The sequence below is a fragment of the Azospirillum canadense genome, assembly GCF_025961225.1.
Lineage (GTDB): Bacteria > Pseudomonadota > Alphaproteobacteria > Azospirillales > Azospirillaceae > Azospirillum > Azospirillum canadense.
Genome location: NZ_JAOQNG010000005.1, coordinates 474,609 through 499,154 on the forward strand (window position 1 = coordinate 474,609; position 24,546 = coordinate 499,154).

General features: G+C 65.5%; 20 protein-coding genes and 2 pseudogenes. 13 read left to right on the forward strand and 9 right to left on the reverse strand.

What is annotated here, in order from left to right:
• Nucleotides 1–26: 26 nt before the first annotated feature.
• Nucleotides 27–2,138, reverse strand: a complete 2,112-nt coding sequence (locus M2351_RS26705) for a hypothetical protein (RefSeq protein ID WP_264659081.1) — start codon at nucleotides 2,136–2,138, stop codon at nucleotides 27–29.
• A gap of 837 nt (nucleotides 2,139–2,975) precedes the next feature.
• Between M2351_RS26705 and M2351_RS26710 the strand changes: the two genes are divergently transcribed.
• The 8 genes from M2351_RS26710 to M2351_RS26745 all read left to right on the forward strand — a co-directional run bounded on the left by M2351_RS26710 (nucleotide 2,976) and on the right by M2351_RS26745 (nucleotide 11,466).
• The gene (locus M2351_RS26710) at nucleotides 2,976–4,181 is read left to right on the forward strand and encodes a hypothetical protein (protein ID WP_264659082.1); all 1,206 of its coding nucleotides are present in this window, start codon (nucleotides 2,976–2,978) and stop codon (nucleotides 4,179–4,181) included.
• A gap of 244 nt (nucleotides 4,182–4,425) precedes the next feature.
• A complete protein-coding gene (locus tag M2351_RS26715; RefSeq protein ID WP_264659083.1) occupies nucleotides 4,426–4,749 on the forward strand; it encodes a hypothetical protein in 324 nt (107 codons plus the stop codon).
• Nucleotides 4,750–4,861: 112 nt separating this feature from the next.
• Nucleotides 4,862–5,086, forward strand: coding sequence for a hypothetical protein (locus tag M2351_RS26720; RefSeq protein ID WP_264659084.1), 225 nt, complete (start codon nucleotides 4,862–4,864; stop codon nucleotides 5,084–5,086).
• A 125-nt stretch (nucleotides 5,087–5,211) separates the two neighbouring features.
• Nucleotides 5,212–6,468, forward strand: coding sequence for a hypothetical protein (locus M2351_RS26725; protein ID WP_264659085.1), 1,257 nt, complete (start codon nucleotides 5,212–5,214; stop codon nucleotides 6,466–6,468).
• Between the two features lie 120 nt (nucleotides 6,469–6,588).
• Nucleotides 6,589–7,653, forward strand: a complete 1,065-nt coding sequence (locus M2351_RS26730) for a hypothetical protein (protein ID WP_264659086.1) — start codon at nucleotides 6,589–6,591, stop codon at nucleotides 7,651–7,653.
• A gap of 11 nt (nucleotides 7,654–7,664) precedes the next feature.
• Nucleotides 7,665–8,579 (forward strand): hypothetical protein, encoded by a 915-nt coding sequence (locus M2351_RS26735; RefSeq protein WP_264659087.1) that lies wholly within the window; start codon nucleotides 7,665–7,667, stop codon nucleotides 8,577–8,579.
• A 131-nt stretch (nucleotides 8,580–8,710) separates the two neighbouring features.
• Nucleotides 8,711–9,184: a hypothetical protein gene (locus M2351_RS26740; protein ID WP_264659088.1), complete on the forward strand. Its 474-nt coding sequence runs from the start codon at nucleotides 8,711–8,713 to the stop codon at nucleotides 9,182–9,184.
• 218 nt (nucleotides 9,185–9,402) lie between these two features.
• A complete protein-coding gene (locus tag M2351_RS26745) occupies nucleotides 9,403–11,466 on the forward strand; it encodes a M10 family metallopeptidase (RefSeq protein ID WP_264659089.1) in 2,064 nt (687 codons plus the stop codon).
• A 481-nt stretch (nucleotides 11,467–11,947) separates the two neighbouring features.
• Here the strand turns inward: M2351_RS26745 and M2351_RS26750 are convergent, their stop codons facing one another.
• From M2351_RS26750 to M2351_RS26760, 3 genes and pseudogenes are all read right to left on the reverse strand, one after another.
• On the reverse strand, nucleotides 11,948–13,648 hold the full coding sequence (locus tag M2351_RS26750) for an IS1634 family transposase (RefSeq protein WP_264658940.1): 1,701 nt from the start codon (nucleotides 13,646–13,648) through the stop codon (nucleotides 11,948–11,950).
• A gap of 148 nt (nucleotides 13,649–13,796) precedes the next feature.
• A pseudogene (locus M2351_RS26755) lies at nucleotides 13,797–14,174 on the reverse strand (transposase); the annotation flags it as partial.
• A 552-nt stretch (nucleotides 14,175–14,726) separates the two neighbouring features.
• Nucleotides 14,727–14,945, reverse strand: a complete 219-nt coding sequence (locus M2351_RS26760) for a hypothetical protein (RefSeq protein ID WP_264659090.1) — start codon at nucleotides 14,943–14,945, stop codon at nucleotides 14,727–14,729.
• Between the two features lie 625 nt (nucleotides 14,946–15,570).
• Here M2351_RS26760 and M2351_RS26765 point away from each other — a divergent pair.
• Nucleotides 15,571–16,644, forward strand: a complete 1,074-nt coding sequence (locus M2351_RS26765) for a MauE/DoxX family redox-associated membrane protein (RefSeq protein ID WP_406567446.1) — start codon at nucleotides 15,571–15,573, stop codon at nucleotides 16,642–16,644.
• Between the two features lie 269 nt (nucleotides 16,645–16,913).
• Here M2351_RS26765 and M2351_RS26770 read toward each other — a convergent pair whose 3' ends face one another.
• Entirely contained in the window at nucleotides 16,914–17,255 is a 342-nt protein-coding gene (locus M2351_RS26770) for a hypothetical protein (RefSeq protein WP_264659092.1), read from the reverse strand.
• Here M2351_RS26770 and M2351_RS26775 point away from each other — a divergent pair.
• The 3 genes from M2351_RS26775 to M2351_RS26785 all read left to right on the forward strand — a co-directional run bounded on the left by M2351_RS26775 (nucleotide 17,254) and on the right by M2351_RS26785 (nucleotide 20,163).
• Nucleotides 17,254–18,603 carry an IS701 family transposase gene (locus M2351_RS26775; RefSeq protein WP_264659093.1) on the forward strand — a complete coding sequence of 450 codons (1,350 nt, stop codon included), beginning with the start codon at nucleotides 17,254–17,256 and terminating at the stop codon, nucleotides 18,601–18,603. The two genes, M2351_RS26770 and M2351_RS26775, sit on opposite strands and share 2 nt — an antisense overlap.
• A 234-nt stretch (nucleotides 18,604–18,837) precedes the next feature.
• Nucleotides 18,838–19,329: a hypothetical protein gene (locus M2351_RS26780; RefSeq protein WP_264659094.1), complete on the forward strand. Its 492-nt coding sequence runs from the start codon at nucleotides 18,838–18,840 to the stop codon at nucleotides 19,327–19,329.
• A 711-nt stretch (nucleotides 19,330–20,040) separates the two neighbouring features.
• Nucleotides 20,041–20,163: a hypothetical protein gene (locus tag M2351_RS26785; RefSeq protein ID WP_264659095.1), complete on the forward strand. Its 123-nt coding sequence runs from the start codon at nucleotides 20,041–20,043 to the stop codon at nucleotides 20,161–20,163.
• A gap of 959 nt (nucleotides 20,164–21,122) precedes the next feature.
• On the opposite strand, the pseudogene M2351_RS26790 reads toward M2351_RS26785, so the two are convergent.
• The 4 genes and pseudogenes from M2351_RS26790 to M2351_RS26805 form a co-directional block, all read right to left on the reverse strand.
• Nucleotides 21,123–21,623, reverse strand: a pseudogene (locus tag M2351_RS26790) (transposase); the annotation flags it as partial.
• Nucleotides 21,624–21,804: 181 nt separating this feature from the next.
• On the reverse strand, nucleotides 21,805–22,137 hold the full coding sequence (locus M2351_RS26795) for a hypothetical protein (protein WP_264659096.1): 333 nt from the start codon (nucleotides 22,135–22,137) through the stop codon (nucleotides 21,805–21,807).
• A 98-nt stretch (nucleotides 22,138–22,235) separates the two neighbouring features.
• Entirely contained in the window at nucleotides 22,236–22,652 is a 417-nt protein-coding gene (locus M2351_RS26800; protein ID WP_264659097.1) for a hypothetical protein, read from the reverse strand.
• A 116-nt stretch (nucleotides 22,653–22,768) separates the two neighbouring features.
• A complete protein-coding gene (locus M2351_RS26805) occupies nucleotides 22,769–23,248 on the reverse strand; it encodes a hypothetical protein (protein WP_264659098.1) in 480 nt (159 codons plus the stop codon).
• Here M2351_RS26805 and M2351_RS26810 point away from each other — a divergent pair.
• On the forward strand, nucleotides 23,247–24,546 hold a 1,300-nt coding region (locus tag M2351_RS26810), incomplete at its 3' end, for an IS701 family transposase (RefSeq protein WP_264659099.1). The two genes, M2351_RS26805 and M2351_RS26810, sit on opposite strands and share 2 nt — an antisense overlap.

The window sequence follows — 24,546 nt, forward strand, 5'->3', positions numbered from 1 at the left end:
TCACCACGGCATTCCGTTCCAGCAGCCTACGCGCGGCCGACGGTCGCCGCCGCCTTGCGCCGCCGTTTCTTGGTGCCGGCGTCGGCCACGACGTCGAGCAGCGACGCCTGCGCCTCCGGCACGACCACCTCCGGGAAGCCTGCCTTCTCGACGCCTTTCCACGCCAGCGTGCGGGCCGTGATGGCCTTGCCCTTCACCCAGGCGTTCCAGGCCAGGATCGTCAGCGCCGCCTGATAGATCTGAAGCTCGGTGCCGCCCATCGCGGCGCCCGTCTCACCGCCCTTGCCGGCCCGCGCATTCTTGCGTTCTTCGCGCAAGTCCGTCAGCCGCTCACGCAGCACAAGGATCGGATCCCCTTCCTCCAGCCCGGCGCCGCTTTTCAGCTTCGCCAGAAACTCCGCGGCGAGGGCGGCGTCCGCCTGCTTCAGCCGGTACTCGATCCAGCAGCAGGCCGCCGGCACCATCCGCTGGCGCATCTTGTCGTCGTTGTACCAGTGGCCGTCCTCAAGCCCCGGATTCCGCGCCAGCACCGCCGTCAGCTCGGGGTTCGACGGCGACACGCCGTGCACCTTCTTGAAGCGGCTCTGCTCCCACAGATACTCCAACTTCGTCGCCGCCGCGATGGTCCCCGCGTTGCTGACCTTGCGGTCCAGCAGCACGTCCTTGAACGTCCGCGTGTCCGTGCGGTCCATGGCGACGAACACGGTTTCCGGCAAGCCCTCGACGAAGACGAAGGGCAGCGATTCCCCCGACCGAAGGATCGCTTCCATCCGATGCTGCGCATCGAGCAGCCGCCCCGTCTCCGCCATCTTAACGGTCTGGCCGTTCAGCGAACGGAACTCACCGGCCTCCATGTCGCGGGCGTAGCGCGCCGTGATCGGCTCCACTTTGCCGCGGTTCGAGGTGTTCCGCTCCAGCAGCGTCCGCGCCTCGTCCGGGCCTACCATGCGCAGGACGATGGCTGGCACGGCGCCGTTCGGGAACGCCGCCTGCCAGACCTCCGCGGCCAGCGGATGAACGGCGCCACCGCCAGCGACTTTGAGCATGGCCGAGACCGCCTTGCCCACCTTCGTGCGCCCGGCCCCCTTGCGCGCGGAGGCCTTGGCCGGCGTCGCCGCTGCGGCGAGCGCCCGTTGCCGGGAGCCCAACTGGACCGGCGTCAGCATCTTGGCAGGCGCCAGCGCGTGGCGCTTCTGGTCCCAGCCTGCGATCTTGGGAAACCCGTTCGGATTGTCCTCGGAGTCGGTCGGTTTCCAGCGCAGCGTCTTGACGGCCTCCCCCGACACGAAGGCATTCCACGCCAGGATCATGGCCGCGGCCCCGACCATGCGGTTCCGGTCCAGGCCGTGGCCGATCGACCGTTCATGCATGATGAAATCGTTAAGGACCCGCGCCGGATGCCCTTCGCGCAACCGCTTGTCCGCCTTCTTCTGCGCGAGCGCCGCGCCGTCGTCCATCATGGCCCGGAAGAAGTCGCGCGCCTTGGCGTCGTCCACGTGGTGCAGCAAGAAGTGAAGCGCCGCGTAAAGCTGAAGCCGCATCGTCCGGCCTTTGCCCGCCGCAAACGCCAGGCTCTCGCGCATTTTGGGCATCCGCTCCAGCATGCCGAGCAGCTGTTCATCCGACCCCAGCGTGCCGTCGCGGTCGTATCCACCGTCGCGCATCCGCCACAGGATCTGCAGCATCGTCGCGAACGACCGGTAATTCGGTTCGCCCTGAATGTGCAGGATGTCGGCCAGACGGCGTCCGCGCAGGTTGTCCGAGGTCTCCACGCTGCCCGGGTCGATGCCCGCCAGCACGAGGCTGACGAACGGCCGGTCGGCCTTGATGCACGCCTGCAGGCGGTGCCGCCCCTTCACCAGACCGCCATCGGCATCGAACACGATCGCCTCGCCGGTCGGTTTCCACCGCAGCGCGGCCATATCGCCGGCCATCTGCTCCACGACACGCTCATTGACCGGCTTGATCGACACCGCCCGTGACAGCGCGGCCTCGGCGAACGGCGGATCGATCACCGCCCAGCAGCCCGACAGCGGAATCGCCTCGCCGTTCTCACGATGGAACGTCGCCAGCTTGACCGCTTTCTCGTCCCCCTCCAACGGCACCGGCGCCACGCGATGCCCCGTTTCCATGTCCATCCTGCGTCCTCCGGTTCACCCCCGGCAGCAGCCACGCCCCAAGGGCACCGCGCCAGGTCCAGAACTCCCTCCAGCGCGCCACCGCGCTTTTGTTCGGTCACCATATAGCGTTGCGCGCCCGCCATGCAACATTCGACTTCGCGCACAGACATATTCGCGTGCGGTGCCACCTCGGTCACCAGCCGAACCGGCCAACCGCGCTCCGCCCGCCCCGCACGCCCGCACGCCCGTCCCCAAAAGCGCCGGCCGCCGACGCCGTCACCGCGCCGCCGCCGCCCATGCGGCCGCCCCGACCGGCGCTTTGGCCATGCGGCCAAACGCCCCGCTGCCGAGCACCGCCCAAACGATCGCCACAATCACGAGTCCGCGCATGGCACCCCCTTGCGTCTGCGCGATACCGCCGCACGGCCAGACCGGCCTCACCACCGGCCGCGAGTGTATGCCCGTCACCCCGCATCCACAAGCTTGGCAGCGCTCCTCGGCGGCGCCTGACCTGCGCCTCATCGTGCCCCTAAGCGGTTCTCCAGGCTCACCTCACGACAGGCCCAACGCGCCGCGGTCGCGACCGGCTGGCCACGGCACCCGGACGGCCCTCGTCATGCCCTCGGGCCGTCCGCTCACATCACCACCTCCGCGTCGCCACGCGCCGCGCCATCGCCCGTGTCCCGGTGTCCGGAGCCGCCGCGCCTCGGCGGCCTCCTCCCCACCGCCATCCACTTCTTGCGCGCGCTCGTTTGCCCGGCTATTCTCCATCCACTTTCGACCATCCTGATCGCCATCCTGCCCACGGCCCACCCCCGACTCGGCCGCACCCCATCGCCGCCCGGAGCCGACGCTATGTCCCTGCCGCCTCGCCCCGTCCTCTCATCGCCCGACTACTACACCGCCATCGGCACGGCCGTTGGCTGCTGGGATACCACCCCGCTTCCCCATGCCCCCGGCACCCTGGACCAGTCCGCGCTGGAGCGGTCCATCGCCACCGGCCTCAGCCATCTGTTCCGCCTCGTCAGCGCGCCCCCCTCCCCCATGGCCACCGCGGCCGCCACACCGCCGCTCCTCCCCCTGCCCGCCATCACCGCCGCCATGGCGCACGACGCATCTCTGCCGGAGGCCACCACGGCGGCCCTGCTCGCCCGCCTTTACGTCGATGTCCAGGCCGTTCCCACCGTTCAGGCCGCCTTTGCCAGCCTTCCCCTCCCGGTGCTCCGCGTCTGGGCCGCCGACTGGGCCGACCTTGCCCACGCCGCCTGGGCCGCCGGCTGGTACCCCGAGCTGATCGGCCGCCCGACCTACGCCGCCGGCGCTCTGTCCGGTGGCTGGCCCGTCCTGTTCGAAGCGGCCGCGCGCGCGTTCGACGACATCGACGCCACCGCGCCCGGCGCGCCCGCCGAGGCCCGCCGTCCCACGCTGGCCGCGCCGACGGCGACCCTCCCGCTGCCCCGCCGCGTCGGCCCCGCCAAAGCGCCCCTGAAGCTCCTCATCTCACACCCCGCCAGTTACCTGGACGGCTTGCGCGCCCTGAACTCCGCCACGCCGTCTCTCCCGCCGGACGCCGCAAAGGTCATCGAAGAGTTCGGCACCACCGTCGTCTATCACGCGCTGACCACCGGCAACGTCCCCGTCGCCGCCTGGGTGAGCATGCCCACCGTCGAGCCCAACCACGCGATCACCGTCTACGACGCCCGCCACCAACCGCCGCTCCCGGTCCAGCCCCCGACGCACGCCCCGCCGCACCCCCTCGCCGCCCCGCCGGCGGGTGCTTCGCCGCCGCTCCAGCCGTCCGCCCCGGTCACAGCCACCGCCCCCACCGCTCCCGCTCAGCAGGCCGTTCCCTGCCGCCCGGCCGCCCTGCACCGGCCGCCGGTTGCGCCACCGCTCCAGCCCCGGCCAACCGGCGCCCCACCTGGCGCTCAAGTCCCCGCGCGACCGCGCCCGCCCGCCGCCCGGCCGCCACAATCCGCAACGGCCCGCCCCATCGCCGGCTCCGCCGCAACGCCCGCCGGCCCGCGCAACGCCCCACCCCCTCTCGTTCCAGCGCGGTGAGTTTGGTCGCGCGACCGACCGGCCGAAGGCGCGCCGCGCCGTGCTTGCGCGTACCCGCGAGTCCTGTCGTAGCCGCATGACGCCCACGCGCGCGGCCCCTTCGTCGCCGCCGGGTTGTGCTATCGTGGCGCGCGTCGACGCCCTGCGCGACACAGCGGCACACCGCACCAGACGTCACGTCCAGGAACCGACGGCGCTCCCTCTCGCCTCTCCAGCCCGGTCCTCATGATCACGGAGCCACACCATGAAGCGACTTCCGGCCAGCTTGGCCGCCGCCCTGCTGCTCAGCGCCGCGACCGCCACGGCGTTCGCCGCGGAGGTCACGGTCGCCGGCACGAACGGACCGCACGGGACAACGACCGTCAATGTCGTGGTCGATGACGTCGTCAAGGCCGCCATGAACCTGTGCGAGTACAATTACGCGCTCACGTCGCCCGGCGGCATCGTCGCCATGCCCGTGCACATCCGCGGTGTCACGGATGACCGCAACAGGGCGCGCTGCGTCGAAGGCCGCTGGCTCCCCGCCTCCATCATCCACGCCCCCGGCGACGCCGTCGCGCCCGAGTAGCGGAGGCGGAGAAAGCCCAGGCGCTGTCGCCAGCCAGCATCACGCCACCGACACCAGCACGGGCGCCGTCCGACCCTCCTCCCTTGCCCCTCGTCACCCCGGAGCCCCCGACATGCTTCCACCCGTCACCCGCCGGACGCTCGCCGTCGCCTTGCTCGCCGCGACCACCGCCTGCGCCCGTACACCGGACGGCTCCGCGCAGACCGTGCCAGACGCCGCCGGCGCCATCCTTGCCACCCTCCTCGCCGCACCCGCCCCACCGGACCTTGCCCCAACGCCCGCCGTCGCCCCCGCCACGCGCACCGCGCGCCGGCCGGCCATGGCCGCTTTACCCTGACCGTCAGCCCCCGCCGCCGCACCCACCGCGGCGCCCCCGGCGCACACCCTGCGGCCCCCCATCGGTCGAACGCTGCCGGTCCCGACCCTCGTCGTCCACGTTTCAGCCCAGCCAAGGATCCCTCCATGCACGCACAGCTCTCGGTCCCGCCCAAAACTCTCCTCCTCTGCGACGGCCGCAAGGGCGGCACCGGCAAGACCACCGTCGCCATGGCCGCTGTCGAGTACCTGATGGGCGCGGTCCCGTACGCCGCGCTGCGCGCCTATGACCTCGACGGCATCCGGGGCGACCTGTTCCGCCGCTACCCCGGCATGACGGCGCCGGTGTCCGCCACCAGCGTTGACGCCTTCGGTTCCATCATCGACGACCTGACGAATCCCGCCTCCGGCGTCGAGATCGCGGTCGTCGACGTCGGCGCCCCGGCCGGCGAGGCCATCGACCGCTTCCTGATCGAAGCCGGCCCGCTCTACGCCGCCGAATCCGGCTTTCTGAGGATCGCCGCCCTGTGGGTCGTCGGCAGCACGCCGCGCTCGATGGAGCACCTGTCCGACGCCCTCACGGCCTGGGACGACGCGGGCCTGACGGACCTGGTCGACCTCACCATCGTTGCCAACGAGGGCCAGGGCAGCCGTTTCGATTTCGTCACCGCCTCCACGGCGGCCGCCGACCTCCCGCTCGTCCACTTCCCGCGCCTGGATGAGGAGGCCGCGCAGGAGGCCGCGAACTTCCGCTGCGGCTTCGGCGAGTACGTCAACCACCCGCGCACCGGTGACACACCGCCGTCGTTCGCCCGCCAGTCCATCGTGCGCCGTTGGCTGGGCCGCACCGCGGCGGCCTTCGACCACATCCCCCTGCTGGCGAGCCTGACCCAGGCTCCCTCCCTCGCCGCCTCCCCAGGTCCGGAGCCGCTCGACGCCACGCCGATGCTGACCGACGCCCTGGACGCCGCTCCACCCGCGGCGCAGGAGGCACGCGACGAGAGTCTTGTCACCGACGCCGCCCCGGCGTCCGTCGACCCGACGATGACGGCCGCTCCGACCGACGCCGCCACGGCTCCCCGACCGCAACCGTTGCTGCACACCCAGCCCCTTCCCTCCCAAACCTATCTCACCACCGGCCCGGGCCACCCCGCTCCGCCCCACACCTCGGCCAACCACGGCCTCGGCGGCGCCGGCGACGGTGGCACCGTCCACAGCGCGGCGCCGCTCCCGAACGTTCACCCCCTTCCGCCCGCCCCCGGCCCCTACCTCCAGTCGGCGGCGATCCTATCCACGACTCCCGTCGCCCTGAGCCAACCGGCCAGCCCGCCGCCGCAGACCGCGGGACGCTGGGCGTCCACCGTTGGCGCATCGCCCAACGCCGTGCCGGACGCGGCGGCCTGATCCCCACCGTCGCACCGTTTGCCCCACCACGAGGCCGCGACCGCGGCCTCTTTTCTTTCGCTCACGTTCACGCTATTCTGTCTCCGCCATTTGTATTCGCGACTCGGCGGGTTCGGTTCCATGTCCAACGCTCCCATCATCGCTGCCGCTCTCGCCGGGTCGCTCTCGGTCCTGTACGCCATGGACGGCGCCAACCGGGCGCAAGAGGCCGAGGACGTCCAATTCGACGCCCAGATCGGCGACGACCTCTCGGCGGCCGCCGACGCGCTCTCCACCTTCCTCGCCCCCCGGCAAGCCTACTACACGACCCAGTTCACCCTGAAAGCGGGCGGCGTCGGCACGATTGCGTGGTCCACCATCACAGCCGCCGTTCCCGACGCCCCATCCGCGACCAACCGCTTGGGCCAGTCCCTGTCCGTCGTGCTCCTCGGCAAGACCGGCTTCGACATGGACGGCAACGGCATCGCCTGCGAGTCCGACCCGGCGGAGCCCTGCCCCATCGACGCCTACGTCGTCACCAGCGGCGGCTCCACCGTCCCGGACGCCCGTTTGGCCGCCATCGCCAACCGCGTCACCCAATCCCGCGGCGGCGGCGTTTACGACGTCATCGGCAAGGTCAGCTCCACCGCCCCGCACGACTACGCCGGTAGCGACGCCTGGGCCGTCCCCCGCGGCGCGTTCGGCGCCGCCCCCTGGCCCACCCCCGGCCACCCGGTCGCCCGCGTCGTCATCGGTGGCGCGAACACCGACATCACCACCCCCTCCCGTTATCCCCACCCCACCCGGAACAAATGGCACGCCAGCCAGGACTTCGCCGGCTGCGACGATCCCAGCACTCCCGCCGTTGAAACGACCGCCGGCTGCAAGATCACCAACGCCGGCGACGTTACCCTCGCCACCGGCCAGTCCTTGGCGGGCGCGGTCTTCAAGCCCTACCCCGCCGCCGACGGCGCCGTGCTGACCAAGCCGACCTGCCCGACCGGCACGTCGCCGCAAGCCGTGACCGCCCTCGAACGCGCGGTGCCCGACAGTCTCGGAACGCCCAACGCCGGCCCCCGCTCCTGGCTTGAAGACACCAGCGCCACCACCTGGACCGCCCGCATCCGGTTTGCCACGCAAAATGGCGAAATCGCGCCCTCCGATCCCAGCTACGCCCGCCTCAGCGTCTTTCCTTATTGCAGCTAGAGAGCACCGCCATGCGCAAACGGCTTCTTCTCACGACTTGCTCCGCGGCCTTCGTCCTCGTCGCGCTGCCGGCGGCCTCCTTCGCCCAGCAGAGCCAGTCCTCCGTCCTTCCCGCCGGTCAGGGCCTCACGGTCACCATGCCCGCCGGTTACACCAAACCAGACGCGAAGCACGCCGACACCGCGACCACCGCCGACAACGCAACGGCGGCCGGCTACGCCGACAACGCGGGCAAACTTGGCGGCCAAATCGCGGCCAACCTCCGCGTCAACAGCGCCGCCACCGCGGACAACGCGACCAACGCGACCAACGCGATCAACGCGATCAACGCCAGCAAGGCGACCACGGCCAACGAGGCGAAAGGCCTCGCCAGCGGCGCGACGATCGACGGCTCGATGGTCACCGGCAGCGTGGCCTCCGCTCTGAACGCCAATTACGCCGGGAGTTCTGGCTACGCCACGAGCGCCGGCACCGCCGGCACAGCGACGCAGGCCAATCAGCTGTACAACAATTATACGGGCGCCTACGACTGGGCGAGCAATCTTCGGGTGGGCGTGTCCGGTTATTCCGACAATTCCGGCACAGCGGCGCAAGCCAACCAGTTGTATAACAACTACACGGGCGGCTACGATTGGGCGAGCAACTTGAGAGTCGGCGTGGCCAGCGCTGCGGATCAGGCAACCCGCGCTGTCACCTTGTACAACAACTACACGGGCGCGTATGATTACGCCAGCAACCTCAAGGTTGGAACCTCCGGTTACTCGGACAATTCGGGCTATTCGGGGAGTTCTGGGTACGCGGGCAGTGCCGGATACGCGGGTAGCGCCGGGAACGGGGTATCGGGCTATGTCTCTGCCGGCAACTGCTTCAACATATATATGGCGAACGGCGGCGTTGCGCAGGCGTGCGCCGACCTCGGTCACTGATCCCCGTCAACCGCATCGGCAGCGTGTCCGGGAACCCGCGGATGGCTGACGGGATGCTGACGATTGCCGCTGCGTGCCAGTCCTCGCGGGGACGGCGCTCCGCGGGGGAGCCATCGCAGAAGGAATGCAGGATGGAGCGCGTTGCCAGTCTCATGTCGTGCCACCGTCGCCCCTTGCCCAACGGCGGGTACCGCCTGCATCTCACGGAAGCCGTAAGCCCCGACGGTTCTCCGGTGCCGACTCCCGACGTCATCCTGGTGCTGCCGGAGCATGATGCCGCGCTGTTCCGGGCGTCCACGCGTCATGTGCTCGAGGACCACATGATTGTCCTCGCGCTCGAAGTCCGCTTCGGTGATTTGCGCGACCACCGCGCGATTGCCGCCGCGCTCCACCCTCTCGGTCCGGCGCTTCGGGCCTGGGGCATTGGCCTGGATCTGGATCGCGCCGCTTTGCGCAGCCGCGCTTTGAGCGACAGCGAGATCGAGGCCGCCCTTCCGCCCTTTCACGCGGCGGTCACCGCCTTGTACGGCCTCCTCCGGCTCCCCGCTGCCGGACCATCGCTTCGGTCGCTCACCACACCGCACCTCGCGTGCGGTGCCGTCTGACGGGCCCGCGGACAGCCGCCCCAAGCCCTCCGCCACCGGCGCGACGGCAACTCTATGTTGCCGAGCTTTCGTCGGAGCCTATGCGCCGAGCGCATGACGCCACACCCTGTTCTCCCTTCGCATTCCCGGAATTTCCCCTATACTGCACACCAGAACGCCGAAAGACATCCTACGATTACACTCGCGCCGGAACAAATTGATCAATGGGAGATTGGTTAATGTCCATCACCACCTGGGTTCCCACAACCAGTCCGACGGTCTTCGCCCTGTCCTCGGCGAATCGCCCGACCACGGACGTCGATGGAGGGCCGCTGGGTCGGGACCCGGCGTCGCTGGCGGCCGGCGTGATCACCGTGCCGGTGACCCTGTCCGATCCGTCGCTGGCGTTGATCGAGCCGAGCCAACCGGCTTGGGAAACGCCGTTCCTCTTCGGCAAATGGGGCTCCAGCAGCGCCGCTGCGCCGGTCACGCTGACCTACAGCTTCTACGAGACCGGCAGCCCGGCCATCGGCTCGGCCAGTCAGGCGGCGCCACTGGACGCCGCCCACCGCAACGCCATCCGCAGCGGCTTCGCCGCCTTCGCCGACATTACCAACCTGACGTTTGTGGAGGTTGCGGAGACCGCGCAGACCATCGGCCAATTGCGGTTCATCGACGACCGGGCGCTTGACAACAACACCTTCACCGCCGCTTACACGTCGATGCCACTGATCGGCGACGCCGAGAGCGGCCTCGTTGCCTTCGATGTGGATCGGTTTGGCGTCACCGACGACGTCAGCCGCGGGGGCCTGGTGTACGGGATGATGGTGCATGAGATCGGCCACGCGCTCGGCCTCACCCATTCCTTTGACGCCGACGACGTGAAGCCGAGCGCCGGCGACCCTCGCGCGACTTCCGGACAGTGGCATACCGGCTGGACGATGATGGCCTACACCCGGCCGGGCGCCGACCTGCTGCCCAGTGGCCAACGCCATGATCCGATCGGACCGATGATCGCCGATGTGGCCGTGCTGCAGGCGTACTACGGCGCCAACCGGACCACGCGCACCGGCGACGACGTGTACCACCTGGACGGCCGCTACCCCGCCGCCGCACTGTGGGACGCCGGGGGGACCGACACCATCGATGCCTCGCAGGCGGCCGTCACGTTGCCCGGCGAACAGGGGACGGGCGCCGTTCTTCGGCGCCCGGGCGACCCGCTCCCCGCCGGCGCCACTTATTTCACCACGTGGTCGGGCATCGACCTTGACCTGCGGCCGGGGCAGATCACCCCGCATGTCGCCATTGCCTTCGGGACGGCGATCGAGAACGCGATCGGCAGCCGTGGGCACGACCGCATCACCGGCACTGACCCCGGCGTCCTGACGGCGGGAGACGGCACCACGACGACGACCTCCGGCAACAACCGTCTGGACGGAGGGGCCGGCGACGACACGATCCTGGGCCTGGGCGGCGACGACACACTGATCGGCGGCTCGGGCAACAACCTGCTCGACGGCGGCGCCGGCGACGACACGACGCTGTTCGGCGTCGCCTCCACCGCCGTCACGGTGGCGGTCGAGGGCACGGACCTGATCGTCACGGGTGCCGGATTCGTCGACCGGATGCGCGGCATCGAGCATTTGGGTTTCACCGACCGCACCATCACTGCCGCGGACGCTCCGACGCTGCTCGCGCCGACGACCCCGACGCCGCCAACGACGCCATCAACGCCGACAACGCCCCAGCCGGTGGTGATCGACCCCGGCCGACGGCTGGCGATCACCGTCGGAGGCGTGGCCAAAGAGTTTGCGATGGATCGCTACGTCGGCCCGGTGGGCTACTTGCAGAACAGCTTCGTCGGCAGCGACGACGTCGAGGCGATCGCCGGCACCCCCAACGCCGATTTCATCAACTCCAGGGGCGGCATGGACGCGATCGACGGCGGCGCCGGCGACGACGTCCTCGACGGCGGGACGGAGTCGAACTTCCTCACCGGAGGCGCCGGCTGGGACACCTTCTTCGTCGACGGCCGCGGCGGCGGCGTGACATGGTCGACCGTGACCGACCTGGAGAAGGGCGAGTGGGTCACCGCCTGGGGGTGGCGGCCAGGTGTGTCCAAGATGACCTGGGAAGAAATGGCGGGCGCCGAGGGGGCCAAGGGGGCGACGGCGCGCATCGACCTCAACGGCAACGGCAGCATCGACATGTCGATGACCATCGCCGGCAAAACGTCGGGAGCGATCTTCACCTCGCCCGGGCAGGTTGGCGACTCGGCCTATCTCGCTTTCGCCATCAAATAACCATACCGCCGCGCGCGGGGCCCTCTGTTCCAGTGCGCGGCGAGGCACGTCGCCGAGCGCCATCACCCCCTCCACGATACGCGCTCCTCGATGGCGCACCGGCCCGCAGGTTTTGCCAACCCCAACGCAAAGGTCGCCATTCTGGGCCGCCTTTATCGTCCGTGCGCACCCGTCTCGTCGTGTCATACCGACCGCAAGTGAATGGTTTCAATGAGCCGCTGGCCATCCCATGTTCCTGGGCATGGGAAGCAAGGTTCATTTGGTCCGTCACCTCGATGAAGCGGAACTGTATCGGCTCTATCGGGAAGAGAAGGACGGGACGCAGCGTTCGCATCTGCAGATCATCTGGCTGCCCGGCCCATGCGCAGCAAGGCACGGGTATCCGGCAGGTTCTCCAGCCCCTGTTCGCGGTCGATGGACAGACGCGCCGAGTTCCTTCGGTTTTTCAGGGGCTTGCGCCGGGCGGATTCCGGGCGTGTGTCTAGGAGTTCTCCGAGGTTGGAGTGGCCTCGGCAACGCTCAGAACGAGCTTCGGCGTTGAAACGCCGAGCTTTTTCAGCAGCTCGGCGAGCTCGGAGGCGATCCGGGTGCGCTGAACAATAGTCCGACTTTCCGTCCGGTAGCGCACCGCCTTCAGCGCGGCGAGTGCATGGGCGATACGCGCCCACGGCAGCGCGCAGCGGATCTCGGCGGCCCGCTGCATCTGCAAGGCCAGCACGCACAGCTTGACGTGTGCCTCGATGCGCCGCGCTGTCCAGTGAAACATTGGCCGCACTTCCAGCCCGCTTTGCTTCATGCGGCGGAAACAGGCCTCAATGATCCAGGCGCCTTTGTAGCCCAAGGCGACATCCTCGGCTGACAGCGTGTCGTCGTTGGTGATCACCACGAACTTGCCGTCGAACTTCTCCGCCGCCTTCACCTTCGCCGTGTCCAGCTTCGGGCGACCGCGCCAGTCGGCGCTGAGGTAGCGGCCATACCGGCGCGAGGCCATCAGCTGGCAAGCCGCCTTGGGGTGATCGACGTCCCGCTCGTTGAGCCGCGTGATCTCCGCCTCGAGCTCGGCCAGGATCTGCTCGCGGTGCTGGCGCTGCCGCTCGGCCTCTTGCGGGTTCACGCACAGCACGTAGCGCCGCCGCCGCTCGCCGTCACCGACCCAAACCTCCTTCACCTGCAGGTTCGCCGCCACCGTCTTGTAACGCCCTGGCCGGGTCAGCACCTCGGTCTCGATGTCGCGAACCTTGCGCATCGGCACCGCCAGGATGTAGCGCCCCAGCCCACGGCTAAGCGTCGCCAGGTTTTCGGCCGAGTACATTCCGGCATCGCCGACGAACACGCAGCGCCCAAGCCGCCAAGCCCGCAGGTCGTCCTTGATGCGCGCGACCGTCGTCACGTCGGCGGTGTCGCCCGGCAGCACCCAGGAGCGCACCGGCATGCCGTCGCGCGTCACCGCCATGGCAATGATCACCTGCGGGTGGGTATCACGACCCTCTTTGGAGTGGCCGCGGCGGCGCAGCGGCGCGAACAGCCGTCCGGCCCACTCCTGCTCGTCCTCGTCCGCCTCGGCGATCTCGAAATAGGCGGTGGTGGTGTCGTAGAAGATCAGGTCGACATCGAGGCGGAACAGGTCGGCAGCCTTGAGGAAGACGTCGCGCTCGATCTCGTCGGCCCAGACAGCCAAAAAGTCGAGAGCGCGATAAAGCTGATCGACCTTGAGCCCGCGGGCCTCCGGCATCCAGGCGACGTTTGGCAGCCAACGTTCGGCGCAGGCCAGTTTGGAACCAGGGTCCTCCAGCCGGTTGGCGGCCATGGCGAACAGCGCGATCTCGTGCGGGGCGCTCAGCCCGACCTTGGCGGCGCGCTGCCGGATCGCCTCGCCTATGCCGAGCTCCTCCCACAGCGTGCGCGCGGCGAGCACCACACCGAGATCGAAAACGGCGTCGATCGCGATGTCCGGAACCGCGGTCGCCCCGGTGACCACGGCCTCGCCTTCGTCGAGGACGCGGTTGATGCTCTTCACCAGCCGCTTCAGCGCCTCGCAGTCGACTTGGTCGGCGCGGCCGAAGTTGTGGACAACGCGCGCCTCGGCTCGCCGGGCCTGGGCGTTCCAGGTATTCTCCGCGAGTGCGTAGTAGGTGACGGTCGAGCCGTCCTTGTTCCGGCGTTCGGTGATCCGCAGGTACATGCCCAGAGGATAAGCCGTTGCGCCGTGTTGCCCAACGCCTCTTCTGGCTAGTCGTGTGTCTAGGCATTGCGCGCCGATGCCGCCGCGCGCCGACTCAGCTTCACGTCAAATCAAGCACTTGAGCGCTGCAGGGCCGCTCACGTGTGCCCAGTGACCGCGAACTCGGGTCCAGGCGCGAGATGGTGGCTTGCGAGCATAGGTCGCGCTCGGACGGCAGCCGCTCCAGGGCTATTTTGAACAGCGGATCGGAGCGCAGACTGTCGGCATCGTTGCCGTCCTCGTAGCCCGCGGCGATGGCCAGCAGGCGGAAGCCGATGATGTCGGCCAACGGATGCACGGTGCGCGTAGGATCGCGCGGATCCTTGAGGCAGGCGGCCAACCGTTCGGCCACGCGCAGCCGCTGTTCGACCTCGCGCAGGACCAGCAGCCCACCATCGGAGGACAAGCGGCCGCCATCAAAGCGCCCGATCACCGGCTTTCCAGCCAGGGGTGACAGACCGGGCAGCGTCGGCGTAGGATCAACCATGGCGGGTGGGCGCTCCGGAAACGGCAGGAGTTGGCGTCAGCACCCAAATCCTACGGCCGCTCAACGGATGCCGCTACACCGGCCAACCCCGGTGCATAATCGCAGCTAACAGACCCTAAATTACCATCATTTAACACCGCGATCTAAATTTGGCACCCTGGCGAGCTACCGCAACGGTGAACAGGATCGCAGCAATAATCTTCCCCCCTCCATATGCGCAGCATTGATATGTTTGGAAGCAGCAAACGGCACCACATTCAAATCGGCTGCCGTTCCAGGGAGGATAATACGAACTGCAGCCATCTGTATTGCAGGTTTCGCAATGTTTGCAGCCGTCTATACACACATCGTTAGAACAATGCATGCATGACCAGCATGTTTGCTTACATTCTCCACTTACGCACTCTTCGCATACTTGGCTACATCCGCGACAAGATCTGTTTTCACATACCTGGCAGTCACCACACATTTCCGCGCACGTTTCTGATTGCTCATCGTAGTACTCGCATTTATCAGGGCTGCACCAAGGTACGCATCCTTTTGTTGTACATCTCATCCATGGTTCACAACATTCACTGCCGCATGCACGCTTTCCTGATGGACAGCATGTTGATCCTTGGCAGACGGTTCCTTCCGGGCAGCCCACACATTGGCCGTTTTCACAGTGAGAGCAGGCATCTGAACAGCATGTTCCGCTGCAGCATTCATTGGATTTTGGGCAACAATTATCGCCGCAGCAAAAATGGGTATCCTGATCACAAACAACTTCATGCCCACAGCATACCTGATTGAGCTCTAAGCATTGTCCTCCACAGCACGCATCGCCCCCCATCTGATGGCACTGGACAAAGCAGCCACCACAATTTAAGGCGTCTTTGTTAAAATCAGTACACACCCACGCCGCGTCAATGTTCGAAAAAAGTCCCGTAAATGGACAAATATTGTCAGTCGTGCATGAACGGCATGTTCCTACACAACGTCTTTTACAGGGGGTCCACACCATCTGAAATCCGAACCCAAAGGTAATAGTGCACTTGGGATCGCAAAATTTGTTACATTGATCTAGAGTAAGCGCTTGTGAACGTCCTGGGCGAAAAGTTGCAAATATGGTTGACATTGCGGACAGCGTAAAGACGTAGAACAACCCCGTCAATGCTTTGCGCCGCGAGAGTCCCCCTGCTAATCTAACAGAAATTTCGTCAAAATTTTCTCTTTTCATGTATCACACTGCTGATTATGACATCCGTATGTCGGACCCAACCCGCACCATCCCAGAGTCTACTTGTTTCAGCGGTTCTTGTTTGCGATGGTACTTGTCAGGCGCAGCTTCGTGAAGAGTGAATAGGTGCCTTTTGGCGCGCCAGTTAGGAGATGTACTATGCTCTATATAGTAGACATGATGTGCATATACATGGCTGGCTTATTCCTATTTTCGGGGGTAAGCAAAAGCTTTCATTTTGAAAGTTTCGCCAGGAGCCTGTCAGATTTCGGGGTTCCCGATCGGGTGCGGAATTGGGCAGCAGTTACGGTCGTGTCCATCGAACTCATAGCCGCCATATTGATGCTTTACCACGACACTCGATTCTATGGATTCATGGTCGCCATAGCATTTGTCTCCTCAGTAACATGCGTTTTAATTTACCTTCTTGTCAAGGGGCAGCGACCAAGGTGCCATTGCTTCGGATCAACAAGCATGAAAAGCGTTGGGTGGACTACCGTTCTCAGAAACACTGCTATAATGGCGACAATCAGCGCCTTAGCTTTTCTTTCTAGTGGCCCTGCCACCCTGCTCCAAGTTGCGCAGCTTGCCTTTACGGACAAAATTTTATCTTTTAAGTTTATCGTCTCCTCACTGACGATTATCAACACAGCGCTTCTATTGTTTGTGGCATGGTTATTCACCAACATGCTGGCGCAGTACGGTCGCGTTGTGCTCAGACTTGAGGCCATTGAAGAGCGCAAACAAAAACCTCGGGAAAACAATGGGAATTTTATCGAACCTCCTACTAAGCCTTCGACTCCCACCAAGTTAGGCCTACCACCCGGAACTCCTGCGCCAAACTTCAGCTTGCCCGTCGTAAACGGTGAGTCAGTGGCCTTTTCCAATGAATACAAGAAAGGAGATATCACAATTCTGATATTTGTCGACCCGCGTTGTGGCCCTTGCGAAGCTTTGATGCCGACTATCCAAAAATGGCAGCAAACTTACGACCCAGCACTCAAATTTATCGTCGTTAGCACACAAACTTCCGACAAAGGTGGAGTACAGTTCGGCAAATACAAAGCATTGAAAATTTTAGTTCAAAAAGAGTATGAAGTGGCCAAAATGTACGAGTGCTATGGAACTCCTGGTGCCGTGGCGGTTGATGATTCTGGATTTTTCGCGACTTGGTTGGCGCCCGGCGCCGAGGCGATTGCTGGAATGATTGAGGAAATAGCGGCGACTGTGAATAGTCAAAGTGATGGATGATAATGTTTTTATTTATCTTTGGGTGCGGATTATTGGGTTATGAATTCCGAACACAAGCGATCTTCGCACTCACATCTCGCGCGGCGTCCGGCTACACTCATTGCCGCGATCGCGCCACAACTGCTTTTCGATTGGATTTTGTGGTTTGCAGCGACCGAGCTCTGTCTTGAGCATTGAGGAGGCGTTCCCGCTCAGCTGTAGGTCTGCGGGAGTTCAAGGGAAAGAAGGGTGGCCCTGAGCTGGGCTTTGCACGATTTGAGCGCTTGAGGTCAGGCGTTGATCCAGAAGAAGCCCTCGGTGGCGATGAAGTCGAGCGCCTCGTCGAGCGGCATGATGACCGGCCCGAAGTCGCCGGGAGCAGCCCAGGCCGTGCTGCGCCACCAGAGCACCTGAACCGCGTCGTCGCGTCCGGTCGGGCGTAGGCGAGCCACCGGCCCGCCGGTGCGGCGGCTGTAGAGCGTGTAGCCGCGGTTGGCACGCACCACCTCGATCCCGCCACGCGGAAACGCGAAGGCCGCGATGCGCTCGCGCAGCGCGTCACTTTTGGCGGCCGTCGTGATCTCCTCCACCGGCACGGGTTGCCGTGGCGCCATCCCTCGGAGCGCCTTCATGGTCAACACGGTCCCGCGCCCTTTGGTCCAGTGGCTCTGGCCCTTTGTGGGTTGCTTTTCCGCTGCGAACTGGCAGCACGTGCAGGTGCTGGTCGCCGGGGCCGTGCTGTGCCCCGGCCGGCGCACCGTCACGGGCGCGCTGCGCGTCATGGGCCTGGAGCAGGCCAGCGGCTTCGCCGTCTACCACCGCGTGCTGAGCACCGCCCGCTGGTCGGCTCGGCGCGTCGCGCGCGTGCTGCTGCGCCTGCTCGTCAGCGCTCTGGTGCCGCACGGGCCAGTGGTCATCGCCCTTGATGACACCATCGAGCGCCGCTGGGGCAAACGGATCGCCCTACGCGGCATCTACCGTGACCCGGTGCGCTCCAGCCACGGCCACTTCGTCAAGGTCAGCGGCCTGCGCTGGCTGTGCGTTATGCTGCTCGCCCCCGTGCCGTGGGCCGGCGCCGTCTGGGCTCTGCCCTTCCTCAGCGTGCTAGCGCCCTCCGAACGCGCCGCTCAGACCCGCGGACGGCGGCACAAGAAGCTGACCGACTGGGCGCGCCAAGTGCTGCTGCAAACCGCTCGCTGGCTGCCCGGTCGGACCGTGATCGCCGTGGCCGACAGCGGCTTTTCAGCGATCGAGCTGTTGCGCGCGGTTGCCGCGTACCTCACCGTGGTCACCCGCCTGCGCCTGGATGCCGGGCTGTATGAGCCGGCGCCGGCGCGCACCGCTCGGACCATGGGGCGACCGCGGGTGAAGGGGGCGCGGCTGCCCACGCTGCACGAGCGGCTGGCCGATCCGGCGACCGCGTGGCAGCGAGTAACGCTGCAAGGCTGGTACGGCAAGACGGACCGACGGCTGGACCTCGCCTCGGGCACGGCGCTCTGGCATCACCCCGGCCGCCAAGTGGTGATCCGCTGGGTGCTGGTGCGCGATGGTGAAGGCGAGAAACCGCCGCAGGCGTTTCTCAGCACCGATTCCACCGCCGATCCGGTGGCGATCCTCGGCTGGTTTGTCCAAAGGTGGCGCGTCGAGGTGACGCTGTCGGAAGTCCGTCGCCACCTCGGCGTCGAGACACAGCGGCAATGGTCCGACCTCGCGATCCTACGCACCACGCCGGCCCTGCTCGGCCTGTTCTCGCTCGTCACGCTGTGGGCGGACCGGCTCGCCGCCGACCGCGGTGTTCAGCCGGACGGCGCGCGCTGGTATCGCAAGGCCGAGCCCACCTTCAGCGATGCGCTCGCCCTGGTTCGCCGCGAGCTGTGGACCGCGCCGACTTTCGCAACGTCCCGGCAGGACCGCGACAACCCCGATATCCCGAACAAGCTCCTGGATCGCCTCATTCACATCGCCTGCCGACCGCCCTAAACGTGCAAAGACCAGCTGAGACGCTTGAGGACAAGTTCGAGGGGCATGCGACGGCGCCCCCCCCCGGTGGCTCCCAGGCGCCGTGATGCGAGGAATAGAGCTGGATTACGTCATCGCCCTCGCCGGTCAGCCGCAAGTGCACCAGCGGCATCCCGGAGCGTCTGGCGAAAGGCTGTGACCGTTGGCGCGAAAGCAGATCACCACGCGCCGGCTTGGGCAAAGGAGCAGCGGCGCATGCGTTTGAGCATAGCGGGGTTAGCGAGCATAATACCCTCGTCGGGAGCGAACAGTTTGGGAAACAGCCCCCAACGTCTGCCGCTTCACCCAACGCCCACTGCCTCCATTTCGCTGATCCTAGCCACCCTGATAAGCCCTCTCGCCGCGGCGGTGCTCGGCCGTGCCTGCACCACCTTCACCGAGGTGCTGATCGGCCCTGCCGTCACCAAGGGCGGCAATGTCACCGACGCGAGACTGGCGGTCGGCCTGTCGTGGCCCTGGACCTCAATCGCCTTGCTGCTGCAACGCGGCCGCTGGTTCTCGCTGCGGGTCTGGGAGGCGCTGCTCAGCGCGCTGACGGGGCTTTTCGCCCCGCCGGTGTGGCACGTTATCATCAACGACACTGTGGGGCTCATTACGGCATCTGGGGCGAAGCACTACAGGTCCAGCCGATGCCGGGATGTAGGCGTTCACTATTGGCGAATCGGAGTTATCCGAAGCACAACATGAGGGTCTTCGGCCAAAGTGGCAAAGCCACCTAGGTCTCGTGGTCCCGGATTAGTAAGATGGATCCGTAAGCCTTTAACTAGAATTGCCGGGGAGAGAGACGGAACACTCCAGACAACATTGAACCCCGTTGGCGGCCCCATCGGTATGCTCGCGTCGTATCCGAAGACGGCTGTCTGGTCGTATGGCGTAAAACCGGCTGCTCCCTGGTTTGTAAAGCTTTGTGCCCACGCAACATTGTTATTGATTGGCCCCGGGAATTGGGTCACTCCCTCGCTGGGATGAAAGTGAGCGTAATTCGTGTGTGTGAAAGCGTTGGGACGAGGGACTTTGGGATCTTCGGGACCGAAGACGGAATCGGCGAGCGCGTTCGGGATAGGCAGAACGGGTTGTATGATGTTGATCAGAAAGCCCTGCCAAGAGGCTGCTCCCGTGTTTCGTATTATTAAGTCCATTGAGGTTCGGAAGTCGACGATTCCAAAGAGTCTGATGAAGCGAATGTCGACCCAAGGCTCAAAAATTCCAGCATCTACAACAAGGACGGATGCATTACCGCCGTTCACGACACGGTTTATATGGGAAAATGTGACGTCAGTCGGCGTTTGAGCGATCCACCCGGGAAACCCGAGATTTGACAGATTTGTCAGATGGGTGAATTCCAGAGACCGGGCGAAAACGGGATGTCCCGCGCACACAAACAGGATGTGTCCCAGGATGATCAATGTTGATAACTTCTTCATCCGGCCCTCCAAAAAAAGCATCACCATTTGTGTCCGCCAGAACCGCATCGATCAGCGCCAGGGCACCGCGGTCGTCGATACCCCAAGCGTCACGTGATCGCTGAGCCACACCCCACTTGGCAAGCCCCCCATCCGCGCTATCGCACCGCCCTCCGAAGGTCGTGAATCACGACTTTCAACAGGCGATCGAACTCTAACGATGAAGTATCGGACCTAACAGTCATCTAGCTCCAATAGAATGGTAACAGCTTGGTGACAATGAACGGGAGTTACTCATTCGCATCAGCACGGAAAAAGTACTTTTTGGTAACGTCAGTCTTCCTTCCGATGTACGAATATATGACGTTCACAATGTTCGGAACACTGCTCAGCCACAACGGCGGCACCTCCACCTCGGTCAGCAAGTAGTCCTCCGCCGGCCGATCGATTTCTATGCTGTCCATTGAGGCTGCGGCGCCAGCTGTGGCCTACTGTGGTTGTGCTGCCTGCTGTGGCGTCCGCGGTAGACGCAGTACAAAGACACAGTATTCCAATAATGGAAGTTTATTGTTAGACCGTGCGATCCCGTTATCAAGTGGTACTAAGCACGTATCACGTCCGTATACACCGGTTCTGCCGATTTCGCATAGATCACGAAGATGCATCTATCTTTTTGAGCGGGCTGGCTGCCGGCGATTGCGAGCGATTAGCAATCGACTTTGTCGCTGTAGGCCGTTTTAAATATAGCTACACAGAAATGACGGTTGCTGGATCGCGGATATCAAATATCATTATTCGACATAGGCTCTCCATCTATAACTCCGTCCGTAATGGGCCGTTGGGCGTCAAGTCCCCGGATGGATCACGCCGCCGATTTCATGCTTCCGCCCGTGGTCGGCCCGCCGGCCGCCAGACCATGAGATCACAGGGAACCCGCGAGCCGATCTCACAAAGCGTAATCCCCGCCGACAAAGCAGGTTCATCTGGAGTTACCCGGCCTCATCAGATCCCGCGTCCCGGCGACGGGACCTCGGGCGGCTGGGCTGGTGAGCGGCCCGGCCGGAAACGGTTCGGTTATTATGCGGCGGCAGTCTCCTTCCCGAAACGGAGGTAGGTGCCGTCCACCCACAGACGATGCAGACCACAGGCGAGCTTGCGCGGCAGGGCGACCTTTGCGCGCATCACGCCGCGGCGGTTGGCTACCTCCAGCGCCCAGCGTTTCAGGGTGGAGAATCTCTTGGTCCGGGTCAGCATCACCTGGCCCGCCTCACAAAGAGCAGCTCGCACCAGGGCATCGTCGGTTTTGCTGATGGCGCCGGTGACATCAGTCTCGCCCGACTGGTACGTCATCGGCGTTAGGCCGAAATGCGGCCCCACCGCTTTGGACGAGGCGAAACGGGCTGGGTCGTCGATCACCGACGTGACGGTCAAGGCAACCACAGCGCCGACCCCCGGCACCGTCATCAGCCGTCGGCAGACCGCGTCCTCGCGGACGATCGCCAGCAGGCGCCGATGAAACCGCATGAACTCGCTGTGCAGGTTCGCTCGCGCCGTCAGCACGGCGCCGCTCACCGCCTCCGGCTCCAGCGGAGCCCGCTCCTTTGCCCGCAGTCCTCCTCGATCACCAGTCGCCCGATTTGTGAGCCAACGCCCTGCCAATGTCCTGAAGGGGACAACGAGGCTGCGGCTATCGTCCCCAACGAGCAAACGCCCCTCTCCCGGCCGCCTGCTTTGCTCCCATCTCACCCTCACGGTCGCTTCAGGCGGCCCGCATCGTCCATCGCGGTGCCAAGGCGACGATCGCCGCCCGGTGCCCGGCGTCCTGCCACGGCGCCCCGTCGCCGGGCTTGGCCACCACCCTCCGGGCCGCATCGACCACGACCAGACCGCCCGCCGCGCCCCCCGGTCCCGTCGCTAGGTCGCCTGACTCACGCAGCGCGCCCGCCGCGGCCCCAGCATGGCCACCGCCAAGCTGCCCACCTGCGGGGCCCCGGACCGTCGCGCCGCGGCCTGACGCCCGGTCCTTGGCGACCAGATCGGCTGCGACCTGCGCCGGCGGCAACGCCTCGGCCGCCACCGCCGCCTTGCGCACGACCCCCGGTCCGTCCCCGCCTCCGGCACCGGCCGCCACCGGCCCCGCGTGTTCCGTCCGCCCGCGACGGCGACGCGCGCCACTCCACCAACCGCTGCTCAGATAGACGCTTGTGACCGGCTGGCAAAAAGCGCCTTCCAGTCGTCCAGGCTGATGGACACGGCGTCGTCGGCCCCCTTCGGCCGATGCCACCAGCCTCCGGTCTGCTGCGACAGTGCGATCAACTGCCCAACTTCACCTTGCGACACCTCACTCACCCCGTAGTCACGCGGCCCGCCTTGGACCATGCTCCACAGATCGTATTCCATGCCACTGAGCCAACCAGCGCACCAGCAGTCCTCGCTGATCTCTTCCATGAGGTGGCGGAGGCCGGACTTGGCGTGCTTGGCGAGTGCCGCGCGCAATTCCGCGTTCTCCGCCTCCAACTTCGCCGCTTCGCGTTCAATCTGCTCCGCGAGCCGGGCGTGGCCGTGGACGCGAAGTCCTACGGCTATACGGCGGAGAGCGTCGCTCATTTATCTTGCTCCTCTTGCTCGTGTCAGGCCTGCTGATCAGTGGCGCTCAACGTGCCGCACGGATCGAAGATGTCCCTGTGGTGCGCAGCGGTGAGAGACTAATTGACACCAGCCAATCATTGCTTGTTGATCTCCTCCTCAAGCTGCATTTCCACCTCGTCATGCTCCCAAGTGGTCATTCCGGAGATGCGGGCTTTTGGAGAGCGACGCAGGTACGCCACGAATGTAAACAGGCTCGGATACAACATCTTTAATGATTTCAATTGCTCGTTTGAGAATTTTGACGGCAGAGGTTCGTTATAATCGGCTGGATATCTTGCAAATTCGTATATAACGGAAAGGGCGCTTTCCGGGATGTGCATAAGTTGGTTGTTATCTTCTTGTCGATCAATCGCCGCAGAAACTGATTCGTTGTGTACTGGTGAACCAAAAAAGAATGCGGCTTGCCCGTGAACGTCCATCTTAAGTACATTAGCAAACCTGACGCGATAATCGTCCTTCAATATCTCTAACACTACTTTGGCAGTTCCCGCGTGAGGACGCGAGGTGAGGGCTGTTGTACCGCTCAGGGGGTGACCGGCGCTGGAGGCGATCATGCTGGCGGTGCGGACCTGGGAAGCCGAGTTGGACGCTTGGCTGGAGCCATTTCTGGACGCTCTGGGCCACAAGGCCCGACGGCGCTGGGCCCCGGTGTACATCCGCGGTCTGTACGGCCGCACCGAACGCAAGAGCGTTCAGCCGATCGCCGCGGCGTTGACGCCCGGCGACTACGACCAGCTGCACAACTTCATCGCCAGCCGCTCCTGGGACACGGCTCCACTCGAACCGATCCTGGCGCGAACGGCGGATCAGCTGGTCGGCGGTCCGGATGCGATCCTGGCCATTGACGACACCGCCGTGCTGAAGAAGGGCGAGCATTCCGTCGGGGTCGCCTCGCAGTATGCCGGCGTCGTGGGCAAGACCGCCAACTGTCAGGTCCTGGTCACCCTGACCCTGGCCCGCCGCGAGGTGCCGGTTCCGATGGTCATGCGCCTGTTCCTGCCCGAGGAGTGGACGAGCAAGCCCGATCGGTGCCGGCGCGCGCAGGTACCGGAAGCCCAGCAGAAGCCGCGGACCAAGCCGGAGCTGGCGATCGAGGAAGTGGATCGGGTCCTGGCCCTGGGGGTGCGTTTTGGCTGTGTCGTTGCCGATGCCGGCTACGGCCATGGTGCCCCGTTCCGTCACGCTCTCAGCCAGCGCGGATTGGCCTGGGCGGTGGGGGTGACGAGCACGCAAGCGGTGTACGCCACCACGGTGTCCCTGACCTGGCCGGTCGCCAAGACCGGTCGGCCGCGCAAGCGGGCCGTCGCCAGCGAGAAGCCGGTCACCGCGCAGGCCATGCTGAAGACCGCCGCGTGGCGTCGCATCACGTGGCGCACCGGCACGAAGGGGCCCCTCACGGCCCATTTCGCCGCCGTGCGCGTCCGCGTCGCTGATGGGCCGCGTCAGCGCGGGGGCACCCCGCTGCCGGGTGACGAGGTCTGGCTGGTGGGCGAACTGCGGAACTCGGGCGAGCGCAAGTATTATTTGAGCAACTTGCCCCCGGACACGCCGCTCCGCACCCTGGCGTCTTGGATCAAGGCGCGCTGGGTGTGTGAACAAGGGCACCAGCAAATGAAGGAGGAACTGGGGCTGGATCACTTCGAGGGCCGCAGCTGGCCCGGCTTGCACCATCATGCGCTTCTGGTGATGATCGCCTTGGCGTTCCTCCAGCACCTCCGGCTCGCGGCCGCCCCGGAGTGGGGAAAAAAGGCCAAAGCGCAACAGCGGACCGCCGCCGCAACCGACGCTGCCCGCCGTGCGCCGAGCCATTCTCGCGCACATCCTTCAGACGGCACCGATCCGATGTCCCTGC

Bases quoted from the DNA above. Each gene is read 5' to 3' on its own strand.
- M2351_RS26705 (WP_264659081.1), bottom strand. From the start codon at position 2,138: ATGGACATGGAAACGGGGCATCGCGTGGCGCCGGTGCCGTTGGAGGGG.
- M2351_RS26710 (WP_264659082.1), top strand. From the start codon at position 2,976: ATGTCCCTGCCGCCTCGCCCCGTCCTCTCATCGCCCGACTACTACACC.
- M2351_RS26715 (WP_264659083.1), top strand. From the start codon at position 4,426: ATGAAGCGACTTCCGGCCAGCTTGGCCGCCGCCCTGCTGCTCAGCGCC.
- M2351_RS26720 (WP_264659084.1), top strand. From the start codon at position 4,862: ATGCTTCCACCCGTCACCCGCCGGACGCTCGCCGTCGCCTTGCTCGCC.
- M2351_RS26725 (WP_264659085.1), top strand. From the start codon at position 5,212: ATGCACGCACAGCTCTCGGTCCCGCCCAAAACTCTCCTCCTCTGCGAC.
- M2351_RS26730 (WP_264659086.1), top strand. From the start codon at position 6,589: ATGTCCAACGCTCCCATCATCGCTGCCGCTCTCGCCGGGTCGCTCTCG.
- M2351_RS26735 (WP_264659087.1), top strand. From the start codon at position 7,665: ATGCGCAAACGGCTTCTTCTCACGACTTGCTCCGCGGCCTTCGTCCTC.
- M2351_RS26740 (WP_264659088.1), top strand. From the start codon at position 8,711: ATGGAGCGCGTTGCCAGTCTCATGTCGTGCCACCGTCGCCCCTTGCCC.
- M2351_RS26745 (WP_264659089.1), top strand. From the start codon at position 9,403: ATGTCCATCACCACCTGGGTTCCCACAACCAGTCCGACGGTCTTCGCC.
- M2351_RS26750 (WP_264658940.1), bottom strand. From the start codon at position 13,648: ATGTACCTGCGGATCACCGAACGCCGGAACAAGGACGGCTCGACCGTC.
- M2351_RS26760 (WP_264659090.1), bottom strand. From the start codon at position 14,945: ATGAAGTTGTTTGTGATCAGGATACCCATTTTTGCTGCGGCGATAATT.
- M2351_RS26765 (WP_406567446.1), top strand. From the start codon at position 15,571: ATGATGTGCATATACATGGCTGGCTTATTCCTATTTTCGGGGGTAAGC.
- M2351_RS26775 (WP_264659093.1), top strand. From the start codon at position 17,254: ATGGTCAACACGGTCCCGCGCCCTTTGGTCCAGTGGCTCTGGCCCTTT.
- M2351_RS26770 (WP_264659092.1), bottom strand. From the start codon at position 17,255: ATGAAGGCGCTCCGAGGGATGGCGCCACGGCAACCCGTGCCGGTGGAG.
- M2351_RS26780 (WP_264659094.1), top strand. From the start codon at position 18,838: ATGCGTTTGAGCATAGCGGGGTTAGCGAGCATAATACCCTCGTCGGGA.
- M2351_RS26785 (WP_264659095.1), top strand. From the start codon at position 20,041: ATGATCAATGTTGATAACTTCTTCATCCGGCCCTCCAAAAAAAGCATC.
- M2351_RS26800 (WP_264659097.1), bottom strand. From the start codon at position 22,652: ATGAGCGACGCTCTCCGCCGTATAGCCGTAGGACTTCGCGTCCACGGC.
- M2351_RS26805 (WP_264659098.1), bottom strand. From the start codon at position 23,248: ATGATCGCCTCCAGCGCCGGTCACCCCCTGAGCGGTACAACAGCCCTC.